Source organism: Bradyrhizobium sp. 157, assembly GCF_023073815.1.
Taxonomy (GTDB): domain Bacteria; phylum Pseudomonadota; class Alphaproteobacteria; order Rhizobiales; family Xanthobacteraceae; genus Bradyrhizobium.
Genome location: NZ_JADPKF010000014.1, coordinates 12,523 through 28,303 on the forward strand (window position 1 = coordinate 12,523; position 15,781 = coordinate 28,303).

The 15,781-nt window shown below is 62.4% G+C and carries 15 protein-coding genes; 7 read left to right on the forward strand and 8 right to left on the reverse strand.

Annotated features, from left to right (window positions below; translation table 11 throughout):
* Positions 1–8 precede the first annotated feature (8 nt).
* The 5 genes from IVA95_RS02385 to IVA95_RS02405 all read right to left on the reverse strand — a co-directional run bounded on the left by IVA95_RS02385 (position 9) and on the right by IVA95_RS02405 (position 5,054).
* Positions 9–875 (reverse strand): 3-keto-5-aminohexanoate cleavage protein, encoded by an 867-nt coding sequence (locus tag IVA95_RS02385; RefSeq protein ID WP_247509038.1) that lies wholly within the window; start codon positions 873–875, stop codon positions 9–11.
* Positions 876–967: 92 nt separating this feature from the next.
* Complete coding sequence (locus IVA95_RS02390) at positions 968–1,762, reverse strand: helix-turn-helix domain-containing protein (protein WP_247509039.1); 795 nt, start codon at positions 1,760–1,762, stop codon at positions 968–970.
* 171 nt (positions 1,763–1,933) lie between these two features.
* Entirely contained in the window at positions 1,934–2,590 is a 657-nt protein-coding gene (locus tag IVA95_RS02395; RefSeq protein WP_247509040.1) for a glutathione S-transferase family protein, read from the reverse strand.
* A 38-nt stretch (positions 2,591–2,628) separates the two neighbouring features.
* On the reverse strand, positions 2,629–3,780 hold the full coding sequence (locus tag IVA95_RS02400; RefSeq protein WP_247509041.1) for an acyl-CoA dehydrogenase family protein: 1,152 nt from the start codon (positions 3,778–3,780) through the stop codon (positions 2,629–2,631).
* A gap of 134 nt (positions 3,781–3,914) precedes the next feature.
* Positions 3,915–5,054 carry an acyl-CoA dehydrogenase family protein gene (locus tag IVA95_RS02405; protein WP_247509082.1) on the reverse strand — a complete coding sequence of 380 codons (1,140 nt, stop codon included), beginning with the start codon at positions 5,052–5,054 and terminating at the stop codon, positions 3,915–3,917.
* Between the two features lie 217 nt (positions 5,055–5,271).
* Here IVA95_RS02405 and IVA95_RS02410 point away from each other — a divergent pair, with 217 nt between their 5' ends.
* Complete coding sequence (locus IVA95_RS02410) at positions 5,272–6,483, forward strand: ABC transporter substrate-binding protein (protein ID WP_247509042.1); 1,212 nt, start codon at positions 5,272–5,274, stop codon at positions 6,481–6,483.
* A gap of 78 nt (positions 6,484–6,561) precedes the next feature.
* Complete coding sequence (locus IVA95_RS02415; protein ID WP_247509043.1) at positions 6,562–8,109, forward strand: long-chain fatty acid--CoA ligase; 1,548 nt, start codon at positions 6,562–6,564, stop codon at positions 8,107–8,109.
* 116 nt (positions 8,110–8,225) lie between these two features.
* Here the strand turns inward: IVA95_RS02415 and IVA95_RS02420 are convergent, their stop codons facing one another.
* Together IVA95_RS02420 and IVA95_RS02425 are read right to left on the reverse strand one after the other, a co-directional pair.
* The gene (locus IVA95_RS02420; RefSeq protein WP_247509044.1) at positions 8,226–8,435 is read right to left on the reverse strand and encodes a cold-shock protein; all 210 of its coding nucleotides are present in this window, start codon (positions 8,433–8,435) and stop codon (positions 8,226–8,228) included.
* Between the two features lie 205 nt (positions 8,436–8,640).
* Positions 8,641–9,051: a hypothetical protein gene (locus IVA95_RS02425; RefSeq protein WP_247509045.1), complete on the reverse strand. Its 411-nt coding sequence runs from the start codon at positions 9,049–9,051 to the stop codon at positions 8,641–8,643.
* A gap of 153 nt (positions 9,052–9,204) precedes the next feature.
* Here IVA95_RS02425 and IVA95_RS02430 point away from each other — a divergent pair, with 153 nt between their 5' ends.
* Together IVA95_RS02430 and IVA95_RS02435 are read left to right on the forward strand one after the other, a co-directional pair.
* Positions 9,205–9,342 (forward strand): hypothetical protein, encoded by a 138-nt coding sequence (locus IVA95_RS02430; protein ID WP_247509086.1) that lies wholly within the window; start codon positions 9,205–9,207, stop codon positions 9,340–9,342.
* Positions 9,343–9,507: 165 nt separating this feature from the next.
* Positions 9,508–11,730, forward strand: coding sequence for an acetate--CoA ligase family protein (locus tag IVA95_RS02435; RefSeq protein ID WP_247509046.1), 2,223 nt, complete (start codon positions 9,508–9,510; stop codon positions 11,728–11,730).
* A gap of 101 nt (positions 11,731–11,831) precedes the next feature.
* Here IVA95_RS02435 and IVA95_RS02440 read toward each other — a convergent pair whose 3' ends face one another.
* The gene (locus tag IVA95_RS02440) at positions 11,832–12,593 is read right to left on the reverse strand and encodes a trypsin-like serine protease (protein WP_247509047.1); all 762 of its coding nucleotides are present in this window, start codon (positions 12,591–12,593) and stop codon (positions 11,832–11,834) included.
* A gap of 112 nt (positions 12,594–12,705) precedes the next feature.
* On the opposite strand from IVA95_RS02440, the gene IVA95_RS02445 reads away from it, so the two are divergent.
* The 3 genes from IVA95_RS02445 to IVA95_RS02455 all read left to right on the forward strand — a co-directional run bounded on the left by IVA95_RS02445 (position 12,706) and on the right by IVA95_RS02455 (position 15,779).
* Positions 12,706–13,338: an HAD-IA family hydrolase gene (locus IVA95_RS02445; RefSeq protein ID WP_247509048.1), complete on the forward strand. Its 633-nt coding sequence runs from the start codon at positions 12,706–12,708 to the stop codon at positions 13,336–13,338.
* 109 nt (positions 13,339–13,447) lie between these two features.
* A complete protein-coding gene (locus IVA95_RS02450) occupies positions 13,448–14,395 on the forward strand; it encodes a MoxR family ATPase (protein ID WP_247509049.1) in 948 nt (315 codons plus the stop codon).
* Positions 14,396–14,402: 7 nt separating this feature from the next.
* Entirely contained in the window at positions 14,403–15,779 is a 1,377-nt protein-coding gene (locus tag IVA95_RS02455) for a VWA domain-containing protein (protein WP_247509050.1), read from the forward strand.
* Positions 15,780–15,781: the final 2 nt, after the last annotated feature.

Sequence of the window (15,781 nt, forward strand, 5' to 3'; positions counted from 1 at the left end):
GACGGCACTCAATGCCTTGTCCCAAAAATCTGCCGGGCCTCCGCGGGGCTCGCGACCTCGCGTCCCGCGCGCCGCGCGCAGGCGGCGATGGCTTCGATCAGTTGCCCGTTCGAAATCACCTTGGTGCCGTCGGCGAGATAAAAAGTATCCTCCAGCCCAGTGCGCAGGTGCCCGCCGAGATCGGCGCAGCGCTGGTGCAGCGGCCAGATTTCGGCGCGGCCGATCGCTGTGACCTGCCAATGCGATTTCGGCCGCATCAGCTTCAACAGGATCGGCAGCAATTCGGGATCGGCCGGCATGCCGGAGGCAACGCCCATCACGAAATTATATTCGAGCGGCCCGGTGTACATGCCGGTTTGCACGTACATGCCGACGCAGCGCACGATGCCGACGTCGAAACATTCGAACTCCGGAATCGTGCCCGCTTCCTTCATGACGTCGAGATAGTCCTGCACCTTCTCGACCGCGTTATCGAACATCATCGGTGGCCACGCCCAGGTGTTGTCGGACTTCACCTTGAGATAATTCAGCGAGCCGGCGTTGCAGGCCGCGATCTCGGGCCTCGTCTCGCGCACGCAGTCGAGCGCCCCCTGATATTTCGGGCCCGAGGTGCCCGTGGTGTGATTGATGATGACGCCGGGACAGGCCTCGCGGATCGCCTGCTGAATCTCTTTGGAGACATTGACGTCCCAGGACGGCAAATGCCCCTTGTTCGGCTCCTGCTGGCGCAGATGGACATGCATGATGCTCGCGCCGGCATTGAACGCGGCCCTGGCCTCACGCGCCATCTGCTCCGGCGTCACCGGCACGTTGTGCTGCTTCGGATCGGTCAACACGCCGTTTAGCGCGCAGGTAATGACGGCCTTGTCGCCCATGGATCAGCCTTCGAAAAGCGGAATGCGAGGGATCGCGAAGATATCCAGTGCGATCATGCGTGCCGCATCAGCCGGCTTCTTGCGTCCAGCCGCTACCCGGCGCTCGCATGGCGGTGGCTATAGATCGCCAGATCGCGCGAACCTGAAAAGATCGCGCGCGGCTTCAAGCCATAGAAGCGGCGGATCGAGTGGCTGAAATGCGTGGAGTCGGGATAGCCGATATCCTGCGCGAGATGCGCAAGGTTGATGTCCTGGTTGGCGAAATGCAGCAGATGCCGCGCGCGCTTCCAGGCGCGGAACGAGCGGAACGAGATTCCGGTCTCTTCCTTGAACAGATGCAGGAAGCGCGATGGAGACAATCCGGCCTCCGCGGCGCAGCTTGCTGCCGTCACCGGCTCACCGGAGAATTTTCCGATCTGCGCGATCGCGCGTACCACGCGCGGATCGAGTTCGCGCTGTGGCAGGGGCTCGCCAAGGCACAGGCGATCGAACTCGGTGCTGGAGAAATCACTGCCCGCATGATGCTCCCGCAATTCGTGATAAGCAGCACGAATGCGGCTGGCGAAAGCCGTGCCCTCAGGTCCCGAGAGGCGCGTGGCGAGGTCTTCAAGTGCGCCCGGCCGAACGCTCTCGGGTTCGATCACGACGCTGAGCACGGAGCGATGATCACTGGCGATGGTGTGCCTGATGTTCGGCAGCAGAGCGACCATGTCGGCATGGGTTTCGCAGCCATCGGCAGTGGTGAGCCAGAGACGGCCCTCGATCGCGACATAGATGTTGAACCCGCCCGAGCAGCGTTGCCGCGGCCGCCCCAGCAGGCCGGCATAGAACACGCGCTCCGGCGTGATCAGCATCAGATGGCCGGATTTGTGACTAGTATCGTCCATGGCTCGTCCTCCTCGCGCGGCTCTCTGGCCGCTGCGACGGGATCAACCATAGCGGAAATTTGAGGACTGACTACGGCCGAATCCGTCATTCCGGGATAGTCCGAAGGACCAGACCCGGAATCTCGAGATTCCGGGTTCGATGCTTCGCATCGCCCCGGAATGACACACCAGTTAGGCTTGTATCCGCGGCGCCACGTTTTGCTCGATGCCAGCCTTGCGTTCCGCCGCAACGGCCCGCTTGTACCCGTCGCGTTCCTGCAACCGGACCCAATAGGCCGCGACATTGGGGCCGAAATCCCTGGCAAGGCCGATATTGCCGGCGAGCCGCAACGCGTAGCCGTTGACAATATCGGCCGCGGTGAAGCGCCCGGCGCACAGAAATTCCGCATTCGCGGTCGCAGCCTCGACCGCGCGCAGCCGGCCTAGGAACCATTTCGCGTAATCGCCGGCAACTTGCGGGTTCCGCCGCTCCTCCGGCTCAAGCTGGCTGTATCTCAGCACCAGCGTTTGGGGAAAAGTCAGCGTGGCGTCGCTGAAATACATCCAGTTCAGGAAGGCGCCATAGGCCGGGTCGTCCATCCCGACCACCAGCGGGGTCGGTCCGTACTTGGTGCCGAGGTAATAACAGATGCCCGACGACTCCGTCATTTTGGTCTCGCCGTCGATCATGAAAGGAATCGTGCCGAGCGGATTGATCGCGAGATATTCCTTGGCAAACACCCGCGGCGGGAACGGCAGCATCTTCAACTCGTAGGGCAAGCCCATCTCTTCCAGCATCCAGAGCGGGCGGAACGAGCGCGCGCCGTCGCAGTGATAGAGCGTGATCATCAACCGTTCCTCATCGTTACTTTTCCGATTTGTTCTTATTAGCTTTTGGGCAGCGTGCCCATCATCTTGCACAGCACCGTCAGCATCACCTCGTCGGCGCCGCCGCCGATCGAGGTCAGGCGGCTGTCGCGATAGGCCCTGCTGACCGGCGTCTCGTTCATGAACCCCATGCCGCCCCAGAATTGCAGGCAGGCATCGGTGAGTTCACGGCCCAAACGGCCGGCCTTTAATTTCGCCATGGTGGCAAGCCGCGTCACGTCCTCGCCCGCAATCAGTGCCTCGGCAGCGCGGTAGACCAGCGCACGCAACAGCTCGACCTCGGTCTGCATCTCCGCCAGCTTGAAATGAACGGTCTGGTTGTCGAGGATCGATTTCCCGAACGCCTTGCGGTTGCGGGTATATTCGATGGTCTCTGATATGATGAACTCATGCGCCTTGAGGCAGGCGGCCGCGCCCCACAGCCGCTCCTCCTGGAACTGCACCATCTGGTAGGTAAAGCCCTTCCCTTCCTCGCCGATCCGGTTGCGCTTGGGCACCCGGACATTGTCGAAGAAGATCTGCGCGGTGTCGGACGAGCGCATGCCCATCTTGTCGAGCTTGCGCGCGATCTGGACGCCCTTTGTCTTCATGGGTACGCAGATCAGCGACTTGTTGCGATGGACTTGATCATCGCTGGTATTGGCGAGCAGACAGATCCAGTCGGCCTGCACGCCGTTAGTGATCCACATCTTGCCGCCGTTGATGACGTAGTCGTCGCCATCGGAACGCGCCTGAGTCTTGATCGAGGCGACGTCGGAACCGGCGCCCGGCTCCGAGACGCCGACGCAGGCCACCGCATCGCCGGCAATCGCGGGAGCCAAAAACTCGCGGCGCACCTCATCAGAACCGAACCGCGCCAGCGCCGGCGTCGCCATATCGGTCTGCACCCCGATCGCCATCGGCACGCCGCCGCATTTGATGGCGCCGAGCTCTTCAGCCATCATCAGCGCGTACGAATAATCTAGTCCTTGACCGCCGAACTCGGTGGGCTTGTTGAGGCCGAGAAAGCCGAGGTCGCCAAGCTTCTTGAACAGTTCATGCGCCGGGAAAATGTCGTTCTTCTCCCATTCATCGACGAACGGATTTATTTCGGCCGCGATGAATTTTTGCAGGATACGGCGGGGTTCGTCGTGATCGGCGGTGAAGAGCATGTTTGTCCCTTGTCATTCCGGGGCGATGCGCAACATCGAACTATGGTGCGCAATTGCGCACCTGAGAATCTCGATCCGTTCATTCGACTTCTGGGTTCCGGGTTCGCGCTGCGCGCGCCCCGGAACGACAGCGCTCACAACCCCATCTGTCTGGACGCGAGATCCTTCATGATCTCCTCGGTGCCGCCGCCGATGGCGTTGACCTTGACCTCGCGATAGATGCGCTCGACCTTGACGCCGCGCATGAAGCCGGCGCCGCCGAAGATCTGCACCGCTTCGGAGGCGCAGAACGCCATGGTTTGCGTGGCCTGGTTCTTCATCATGCAGATTTCGGCAACCGGGCTCTCGCCCTGCCCGAGCCGCCACGCCAGCATTTCCAGCATCGCCTGCGAGGCCGCGACCTTCTGCGCCATATCGACGATCTTGTGACGGATCACCTGGTGCTGCGCAATCGGCTTGCCGAAGGTCTTGCGCTCCTTGGCATACGCCATCGCCTCCTCGACGCAGACACGAGCGTAGGCCGTGCAGCTCGCCGCCATGCCCATGCGCTCGCTGTTGAAATTGTGCATTATGAGCTTGAAGCCCTGGCCTTCCTCGCCGACCAGGTTCTCGATGGGAACGCGGCACTCGTCGAAATGCAGCGTGGCGGTGTCGGAGGCCCACCAGCCCATCTTCTTCAGTTTCGTCCGCGACAGGCCCGGCGTATCGCCCTCGATCAAGAGCAGGCTGACGCCGCCCGGTCCCTCGCCGCCGGTGCGTACCGCGACCGTCAGATAGTCGGCCCGCATGCCCGACGTGATAAAAGTCTTCTCGCCGCTGACGACATAATGGTCACCGTCGCGCCGTGCCTTGGTGCGCAGATTGGCGACGTCGGAGCCGCCGCTCGGCTCGGTGATCGCAAGCGCCGAAATCTTCTCACCCGACAGTACCTGCGGCAACACCCTCGCCTTGACCTCGGGCCGCGCGGCGCGCGCGATCGGCGGCGAGCCGATGGTGTGGCTCATCAGGCTCGAGCTGACCCCGCCGGCGCCGGCGCGCGCCAATTCCTGCGACGCCACGATCTTCATGAACTGGTCGGCGGCCACGCCGCCATATTCCTCGGGAAAGCCGAGCCCCAGCAGCCCGATTTCGGACGCCTTGCGGTAGAGCTCGCGCGGAAACTCGCCGGCTTCATCCCATTCATGGGCGAAGGGTTCGATCTCTCGCGCCACGAATCGGCGCATCACGTCGCGGAACGCCTCGTGATCCGCCGTATAGAACGGGCTTTGCACCATTCTGCGCTCCAGCATGCCTTTCCTCCGCCACGATGACGATGCCCCGGTTGGCCTGCGCAAACTTGCGTTGAGCGGCTGGCATGATCTTGTAGGTCGTGTCGCGCCAACGCGCATGCGGTGTCCAGCAGCTCAACGCAAGACCAGTTCCTTTCGCATGACCTAGCCTTGGTTCAAGACCAATAACATATCATCGGGCCGTCGTTGGGAAGGATACAGCATGATCCGATCGCGCAATTCTGCCTCGGCTTTCTTCCTGACAGCACTGCTGTCGCTTGCAGCGACGACGGCTTCCGCCCAGCAACCCGGGATATCAGACACCGAGATCAAGTTCGGCAACATCATGCCGTATAGCGGCCCGGCGTCGGCGCTCAGCGTCACGGGCAAGGTCTTCGCCGTCTATTTCGATCTGGTCAACGAGAAGGGCGGCGTCAACGGGCGCAAGCTCAACATGCTCTCGCTTGACGACGGATTCTCACCGCCGAAAACGGTCGAGGCGACGCGCCGATTGGTCGAGAATGACGGCGTCGCCTTCATGTTCGGAACCATGGGCACTGCGCCGAGCTCCGCGACCGCGAAATATCTCAACGGCGCCAAGGTGCCGCATCTGTTCTTGATCAGCTCCGCCTCGAAATGGAACGACCCGACCAACCAGCCCTGGCTGATGGCCCTGCCCTGGGCGCCCAATTATGTTGAGGAAGCGGGCATCGAGGTGCGCTTCGCCCGCGCTAAAAACCCCAATGCGCGTTTTGCCATCCTCTATCAGAACGACGACGCCGGAAAGGACTATCTGCGCGGCGTCAAGCAGGCGCTCGGCGCCGACGCCGACAAGGTGATCGCAATGGCGACGAGTTTCGAAGTCGCCGACCCCACGGTGGACTCGCAGATCCTCACGCTCGCCAACACCAAGGCCGACGTGTTCCTGATCTACAGCGTGACGCCGCGTGCGTGCGCCCAGGCGATCCGAAAAGCGTACGAGACCGGCTGGCGTCCGATGCGATTCATCTCCAGCGGCTGCGCCAACAAGGAGTTGGTGATGGTGCCGGCGGGCCTCGAAGCGGCGACAGGCATCATGTCCGTCGGAGCGCTAAAGCCCTATGCGGCTGATTCCACCGACCCCGACTTGATCACCTATCGGGATTTCATGAAGGCGCGGCTGCCGAATATCGATCCGGCCAATCTGGCTGCGGGTTACGGTTACATGGTGGCGCAAGCGCTGGTCGTGGTGCTCACGCAATGCAAAAACGACCTCAGTCGCGAGAATATCATGGCGCAGGCGGCCAACCTCAAGGACATATCGCTGCCAATGCTGATGCCCGGCGTCAAGCTCAACACCTCGCCGACGGACTATCGTCCCATCAAGGACGGCTATATGGTCGAGTTTCGCGACAACCAGTTCAACGTGATCAGTGAACTGCTACGCGGCTCCTGAACGTTGACGGGCAATACTAACAATGAGCCCGGCGCGACCGGATGGCCGGTTGTAATCGGGCGGTTCTCGGGAGGAAGCATGCCTTCGGTTCGCTATTACGACTGGATCGCCCATTTCGGTCGCCGCACGCCGGGCAAGATTGCGGCCATCGACCTCGCGAGTGGCCGCCGTCTCTCCTACGCAGAGTTTGACGCCCGCATTTCGCGTCTTGCCACGCACCTGCGCGATGCGCTCGGCGTCAAGCGCGGCGACCGCGTCGCCGTGCTGGCACTGAACACCACCGATACGCTCGAAGTGCAGTTCGCCTGCGGCCGGTTAGGGGCGGTCTTCCTGCCGCTGAACACGCGACTCACGGTTCCCGAGTTGCAATTCATTGTCGGCGATTCTTCGCCGACGGTGATGATCCACGATAGCGACCTCGCGGAAGTTGCGCTGACGGTCGCCAGGCTCTGCAGCGTTTCATCGGCGCTGCTGCTCGGCCCCGGCGGTTCCTATGAGGCGGCGATCGCGGCTTCGAAGCCACTCGAGCGTTTTGAATACGTCACGCATGACGACGTCTCGACCATCATGTACACCTCGGGCACGACAGGCCAGCCCAAGGGTGCGATCATCACCCATGGCATGACGTTCTGGAATTGCGTCAATCTCGGCGGCCCTGCCTATGTCTCGCCGTCGACGGTTCTGCTCACCGTGCTGCCACTGTTCCACACCGGCGGGCTCAATTGCTACACCAATCCCGTGCTGCATGCCGGCGGCACCGTGCTGATCATGCGTGCGTTCGATCCCGGCATGGCGCTGCAACTGATCAGCGATCCATCATATGGCATTACCCAATTCTTCGGCGTGCCGGCGATCTACCAGTTCATGGCGCAGCATCCCTCGTTCGCGACGGCCGATTTCAGCCGCCTCGTGATCGGCGGCGTCGGCGGTGCGCCGATGCCGGTACCGCTCCTGAAACTGTGGGAAGAACGCGGCGTCGCTCTCCAGCAGGGCTACGGCATGACCGAAACGTCGCCGGCCGTGCTGGCACTCGACCGAGAGGACGCCGCGCGCAAGGCCGGCTCGTCCGGCAAGCCGGTACTGCATACGGAAGTGCGGATCGTCCGACCTGATGGCACGGACGCGGATGTCGGCGAGCTCGGCGAGCTCTGGGTCAGGGGGCCGAACGTCACGCCCGGCTACTGGAACCGGCCGGACGCCAACCAATCATCGTTCACCGACGGCTGGCTGCACACCGGCGACGCCACCCGCGTCGACGAAGAGGGCTTCTACTACATCGTCGATCGCTGGAAGGACATGTACATTTCCGGCGGCGAAAACGTCTATCCGGCCGAGGTCGAGAGCGTGCTGCATCAGCTTACCGCAATAGCCGAAGCTGCTGTGATCGGTGTTCCCGACGAGCAATGGGGCGAAGTCGGCATGGCGATCATCGCCGGGAAGCCCGGCCAGACGCTGACGCCGGCCGAAATTCACGCCCATTGCGCGGCCAATCTGGCGCGCTTCAAATGCCCGCGGCTGATCGAGTTCGTCGATGCCCTGCCGCGCAATGCGACCGGGAAGATTCACAAGCCGACACTGCGACAGAAATTCAACGCGCCGAAAGCGACGGACAAGCTCGCTTCATGATCGTGCGCCGGCATGCGACAAACGAAGAGCCCGCCGGTTCATCACCGGCGGGCTCTTGTATCGGAGGCCAATTAGAGGATCCCAGTACATCCGTGGAAATCCCGAATCGGCAACCTTTATTCGACGCGAAGGTTCTCGGCACTGGTCTTGCCGCGCATCGGGTCCTTCTTCGCTTCGAACGAGATCTTCTGACCTTCGTTGAGCGAGCTCAGACCCGCACGTTCGACGGCGCTGATGTGAACGAAAACGTCAGTGCTGCCATCATCGGGCTGAATGAAGCCGAAGCCCTTGGTCGCGTTGAACCACTTAACTGTTCCGGTAGCCATACAATTATCTCCAAGATGCGCGAAAGCGCTTTGCCCGCACGACCTCCGTGCAGGTTTGATCCGATTTCAACGATGTCTTGGGGATTAGAGCCGGTTCGGCGTGGTCAACAAGGCAGAGCGATAATTCGAATAAGAGCCATATAGTCTGTTTCGCCTGGAATGCAAGGCCGACGGGCGCTACCCCGGCAGAAACATCGCGAACGGCTCATCCGTCGTTCGCGAAGTGCTGGCAGTACTGCACGTAGTTGGGTTCATCGACTGAGATCCTGCCGAAGGTCGGGTGCGCGACCATGTTGATCGGCAGGTAGGCGATTGGGGCTGCGATCGGCGTCAACAGTGAGCCGTTCAAGCTTTCGGAACTGCCGATCAGCCTGCCGGCCGGTTGGGAATCTGAAAGTTGTTCGGCGAGCGCCCACGCGTTCCTGCAACGCCTATGGAACGGCGCGCGGATACGAACGAGGCGCGGGTTCAAATCGCGGCGCTGAAGCAGGCCCCAGCCTGTCGCCACCCAAGCGCCCAGCACGGTCATGCTGCCGGGAACAGCGACCGACGCCGAACTGAAGATGATTACGGGCGTGATCCTGCTCACGTTCAGCCTGATCGTCTTGGTGTTCAATCGACGTCAGATGTCACTGCGTTGACGTCGGCTGAAAGGAGGAGGAACCCCCGACCTCCTCTTTCCAGAGCGCGCGCGGCTTCCACCCGTCCCCCCAGAGCCGCGCGCGCCGTTTTTCTCCTCACCGTCATTCCGGGATGGTCTCGCGCTTCGATGCCCGGCATCGATCCGCTCGCGGGCGGGCATGAACTTGTGCTGTCGACCTGCTGGCCGTTCGACGCGCTGACACAGGGGCCGGAGCGCTATCTTGTGCACGCCACGATGATCGGGCCCGTATCAAATACGCACTGAATTCTGTGAGCCGGGAAATCTTGCGCGGCGCGAATGGCGCTCATCGCGTAACGCGTGTTGCCACCCTCACCAGGGCTCAATAAAAAGGTCGTAATCAAAAGAAAAACATGGCGAGACGATCGTTTTCGATCACCACGGCCAAGAACAACAGAGTCAGGGATATCCATGGACGCTCAGGCAAGCACCGCATCGCATCAAGCCGAAAAATGGTCGCCTTCGCCCGACGCCAGCGACATCATCAAGGGTATCCACGCGATGCTGCACCCACGCAACATCGTGCTGGTCGGCGCCACCGATAAGCCCGGCAATTATGCCGAGCGTATCTGGAACAATCTGGTCAAGTACGGTTACGAAGGCGGACTGTTTCCGGTCAACGCCAAGCGCGAGACGATCTGGGGCGTGCCCTGCTACAAGGATTTTGCGAGTCTCCCCGAAAAGCCCGATCACGTGCTGGTGCTGGTGCCAGCGCGTTTCGCCGTGCAGGTGATCCGCGATGCCGCGGCTGCCGGCGCGCGCTCCGCCACCATCGTCACCTCGGGCTTCAGCGAATTACAGGACGAGGAAAGCCAGCGGCTGGCGGTTGAATTGAAGGAGGCGGTGCGCGAGACCGGCCTTGCGGTCACCGGGCCGAACTGCCTCGGCAATTTGAGCGCGGGCGAAAAGCTGTTCACCAACATCGATGATCGTATCGTCACGATGGAAGCCGGCCCAGTGGCGATTGTCGGGCAATCCGGCGCGATCGTGATGGCGATCCGCCAAACGCTGGAAGATCGCGGCGTCGGCGTCGGCTACATGGTCACGACCGGCAACGAGACCGGGCTCGAGACGCCCGACCTGATGGCCTATTTCGCCGCCGATCCCTCTATCCGCGTCATCGTCGTCTACCTCGAAGGTGTCCGGAATACCAAAGTGTTCCGCGAAGCCTGCAAGGCCGCGCGGGCTGCCGGCAAGCCGGTGATTGCGCTGAAGCTCGGCGCCTCCGAGGGCGGCCGCGCGGCTGCGATGGCGCATACCGGTGCGCTCGCCGGCTCGATCGAAACTTTTGACGCGATCTCAACCCGCGAAGGCGTGATCCGCGTCCGCGGATTGGACGAGCTGATCGAGACCACCGAATGTTTCGTCCATGCCGATCCGCCGAAAGGCAACCGTATCGCCGCGGTTTCACTGTCGGGCGGCAAGCGCGGCCTCCTGATCGACGCGTTCTATTCGGCCGGCATGAACTTCGCGCCGCTCAGCGCGAATGCAACAGAGCAACTGGCGCAAATGCTCGGCCCCGGCAGCATTGTCGGCAATCCGCTCGACGCCGGCTTTGCCGCCGTGGTCGATCCGTCCGTCTATATAAAGTCGATCAAGATCATGATCGACGATCCCGATACCGACATCGTCATCATCGACGCCGAACTGCCGAAGGCGCCGCACGAGCTGCGCGAGCGCAATCTGCGCCTCGTCAACGAGATGGCGGGCGCGGCAAGCAAACCTGTCGTTTACATCAGCGCGATGTCGATCGGGTTCACTGACTTCACCAAGGCGCTGCGCAAATCGCTGCCGAACGTCGCGGTGATGCAGGGCCTCGACCGGGCGGTCGGCGCGATCAAGTCACTGATCGAGTATGCATCGCTGCACAAGGAAGTGCCCGACATCGTGTCGAGCTCGAAAGCTTCCGCGCGCGCGGTGTTGGAGAAGACGCTCAAAGCCGCCAACCGCGCCGCCGCGCTGGACGAGGTCGCCTCGAAGCAGCTGCTCAAGGCCTATGGCATTCCCGTGTCGAAAGAAGAGATCGCGAAGACCGCGGCGGAGGCGGTGAAGATCGCCAAGAAGATCGGCTTTCCGGTCGTGGCAAAAGTCGTCAGCGCCGACATCCTGCACAAGTCGGACATCGGCGGCGTGGTGCTGAACCTCAACAGCGCCGCCGAGGTGAAGAAGGCGTTCGCCGACATCACCGCGCGGGTAAGGAAGATCAAGAGCAAGCCGAAGTTGGAGGGCATTCTGATCGCGCAGCAGGTCAAGGCCGACCTCGAACTCGTGGTCGGGGCCTCGCTCGACGCTGAGATGGGTCCCGTCGTGCTGTTCGGCACCGGCGGCGTCGACATCGAACTGATGAAGGATGTTGCGCTTGCCGGCGCGCCGCTGGACGAAGCCGAGGCGAAACAGTTGATCGCCAAGACCAAGGCCGGCGTGAAGATGAAGGGCTATCGCGGAAAGCCGGCGCTGCACGAGCCGTCCGCCGTGAAGGCGCTGGTCGGCCTGTCGAACCTCATGGCTGACGCCGGCAACCGCATCGCCTCGATCGATGTCAATCCGTTTTTGATCAACAGCAAGCTCGGCGTGGCTGTGGATGGCCTGATCGTGCTGAACAACGCCGCGGCGAACAAAGCGGCAGGGCATTAGCGCCACTCGTCATGCGCGGGCTTGACACGCGCATCCATCTAGAATGAATCCTTTCGAAGGCGATGGATTGCCGGGTCAAGCCCGGCAATGACGGCTGGGTACTACAACCCCGCGCCCCATTTCTGCGCCGTCTGCATAATCCAGTCTCGATACAGCGTCAGTGGCGTAACGCCGGTCATGCCGCCGCAGCCTGCGCTGCCGTTCGGCCCGGTCGACCAGCTCACCACGCCGATAATGACGGGACCACCTTGCTTGTCCTCGAACACCGGCGCGCCGGAATCTCCCGTACAAGCTCCGAGCCCCTCACGCGCGCCCTGCCCCACCGGATCGACCAGCCTGATCTGCAACGTTCCCGGCCTGCCGGTTGCGACCAGGCTGGCGACCCGGATGGTGCCGCCGCTCTTGCCGTCGCCGCGGACGGTGACGCCGATGCCCGCGATCGTGAAACGGCTGCCGATGTTGATCGGAATGTTGGGCAATCCGAGCGCGGCCGTCGTCTTTCCCTTGGGCGACACCGCCAACTGCAACAACGCGACATCCGCCGTCGCACGATGTCCTGACATCGCCTGCATGTTGAAGCCAGGATGAATGGCGACGCTCTTCACGTCCTGCAGCGAGGGCTGCCTGTCCGCGCCGTATTCGACGATCTTGTATTGCGCGCCGGGCTGCACGCAGTGCGCCGCCGTCAGCACCAGCCTTGGCGCAATCAAGGCGCCGGTACAAAAATTGCCGCGCGAGCCGACGATGGTGACAATCGAGCGGGCCACGCCATCAGTCGATGGCGCACCACCGCCGACGACGGCATGCGCGGGAACCGAGAGCAGCAGCGCGAGGCAGGCAATCATTCGAGGCAGGATCTTCATCGGCGCAGCAATAGCTTGTGCGGCGCGCATCGCCAAGGGCGGCGGTCGGGCTGGTTCGGGCAGCCAATCCGTGTTAGCCGCTCCCCGGAACGGTTACTTCAGGCGGGACATTATGATCGAGGCTGTGATCTGGGATTTCGGCGGGGTGCTCACCACCTCGCCGTTCGAGGCGTTCACGCGGTTCGAGACCGAGCGCGGGCTGCCGGCCGACATCATTCGGCGCACCAACGCCGCCAATCATCTTGAAAATGCCTGGGCGAAATTCGAGCGCGCCGAGGTCGACATCGAAGCCTTCGACGAATTGTTCGCGGCCGAATCGCTGGCGCTGGGCGCGGCGGTTCGCGGCAAGGACGTGCTGCCGCTATTGTCCGGCGATCTGCGGCCCGAAATGGTCGAGGCACTCAAGCGCATCAAGGCAAAGTTCAAGACCGGCTGCATCACCAACAACCTGCCCGCCAACGCCATCGGCAGCCACAGCGGCCGCACGCTCTATGTCGCCGAAGTGATGGCGCTGTTCGATCATGTCATCGAGTCAGCGAAGATCGGACTCCGGAAACCCGACCCACGCATCTACCGAATGATGGTCGAGACGCTGAAGGTCGATCCCAGAAATTGCGTCTATCTCGACGACCTCGGCGTCAATCTGAAGCCGGCGCGCGAGATGGGCATGACCACGATCAAGGTGGTCAGTGCGGCGCAGGCGATCGCGGAGCTTGAGGCGGCAACCGGGCTGACATTGCGCTAGGCGGAAAATACCGGAAAACTGCGACCTCCCCTGAGCAAACGGCGCTTGTCCTTTGCCGGGAACGCAGGCAGAACACTCTGAAATCTATCGAATTCGGAGTTGAAACCCGGTGGCGGACAACAGGCCTTTGGCCTCGATCGAGGCAGTGGAAAGCGGTCTTGCGGCGCAAGGCTATATTGCGAGCCGCCAGATCGCGACCGCGGTCTATCTGGCGCAGCAGATCGAAAAGCCCATTCTGGTCGAAGGTCCTGCCGGCGTCGGCAAGACTGAACTCGCGAAAGCGATCGCTGCCTGGCGCGGCATGAAGATGATCCGCCTGCAATGCTACGAGGGGCTGGATGAGGCCAAGGCGCTCTACGAGTGGAAGTATGCCAAGCAGCTTCTGTATACGCAGATTCTGAAGGACAAGCTCGGCGAAGTGCTCGGTGGCGCGCCGACGCTGGAAGCGGCGCTGAACCAGCTTCACGATTTCGGCGACGTGTTCTTCTCCAAGGAATTCGTCGAGCCGCGGCCGCTGCTGCAGGCGCTGGAGCAGCCCGCCGGCTGCGTCTTGCTGATCGACGAAATCGATAAATCCGACGCCGAATTTGAATCGCTGCTGCTGGAAATTCTCAGCGATTTTCAGGTGACGATTCCGGAACTCGGAACGGTGGTCGCAGTCGCGCCGCCGACCGTGATCCTGACCTCAAACAGCGAGCGCGATCTCGGCGACGCGCTGAAACGGCGCTGCCTGCATCTGCATATCGGCTTTCCTGAGCAGAAGCTGGAAGAGCGGATTGTCGAAAGCCGGGTGCCGGGCATTTCGCAGACGCTGCGCAGGCAGATGGTAAGCTTCATCCACGAAGTCCGTACGCTGGACCTCAAGAAGCTGCCGTCGGTCAGCGAAACCATCGATTGGGCACGGGTGCTAGTGCTGCTGCAGGCGCCCGAGCTCGGCCACGAGATGGTCAAGGATACGCTGAACGTTCTCCTGAAATACGAGGCCGATATCGAGGCCACCGTGCCGCAGGTCTCCACCTTCATCGCCAAGGCCTCGCGTCAAAACGTCTTCGGGTGACGGATTAATGCGCGAGAACCTGCATCGCTTCTTTCGTGCGGCGCGGGGCGCAGGCGTCAGGCTCTCGCCGGCGGAAAGCATCGATGCGATGCGAGCCGTCTCCAAGGTCGGCTTTACCGACCGCACGATCCTACGTGACACTTTTCTGCTGACGCTCGCCAAGACGCAGGACGAGAAGAAAGCGCTCGGCGATTGCTTTGATCTGTTCTTCGATCAGCCCGAGCCGCAATCGCCGCCCGAAGAGGGCAAGGCGGACGAGCCGGATGCGCAAGGCTCCAACGCGACATCCGATTCACCAGGTGACGTCACCGGCGGCGACAAGCAAGCCGAAGGGCTGGGTTCGCTCGCCCAGATGCTGCTGGCGCAGGACCGCAACCAGATTTCCGCGGCAATCGCCAACGCGGCGAGCGCCGCTTCGCTGTCCGACATCCGTTATTTCACCCAGCGCGGCATCTTCTCCGGCCGCATTCTCGACCAGATGGGCATTCAGCGCCTGCGCGACGATCTCGACAATCTCGCGGCGACCAACCCGGCACTGGCGGAGCGGCTGACCAACGCGCTGGACGGCCTGCGCGGCACGGTTCGTGACACCGTCTCGCAGGCGCTGATGCTGTACGGGCGCGAGGAAGCTGAGAATTTGCGCAATGAGATCCTGCGCAACGCGCCGCTGTCCCGGATCGAGCCGCGGCAGGTCGATCAGATGCGGCATCTGATCCGCCAGATCGCGCGCCGCCTGCGCGAGCGCTACAGCAAACCGCGCAAGCGCCAGCGCCGCGGCCATCTCGACGTCCGCCGCACCATCCGCCGCAACGCCGCCTGGGGCGGCGTGCCGTTTCTCACCGCGTGGAAGCGGCGGCACCGCGACAAGCCGAAGATCGTCGCACTCTGCGACGTTTCGGGCTCCGTGGCGCGGGTTTCGGATTTCTTTTTGCTGTTGATCCACAGCCTGCATGAGGTCGTGGACGACGTCCGCTCGTTCGCATTTTCCGGCCACCTGATCGAGGTCAGCGACATCCTGGAGTCAAAATCGCCGGAAGAGGCGATGGCCGACATCATGTCCAAGGTCGGCTTTGGTTCGTCGGACTACGGCAATTCCTTCGCCGACTTTGAAGACGAGTGGATGAGCGCGATCACGCCGCAGACCACCGTGATCGTGCTTGGCGACGCCCGCAGCAACAATCTCGACCCTCGTGCGGACATTCTGCGCCGTATTGCCGAGCGGTCGAAACGGCTGGTCTGGCTCAATCCCGAGGGACGCATGGCCTGGGGCTGGGGCGATTCCGAGATGCCGCGCTATGCAACCTTCTGCACTGTCGTCCGCCAATGCGCGACCGCCAAGCAGCTTGAACGCGCGGTGTCCGACATCGTGGCGAGCTATCAGTAGCC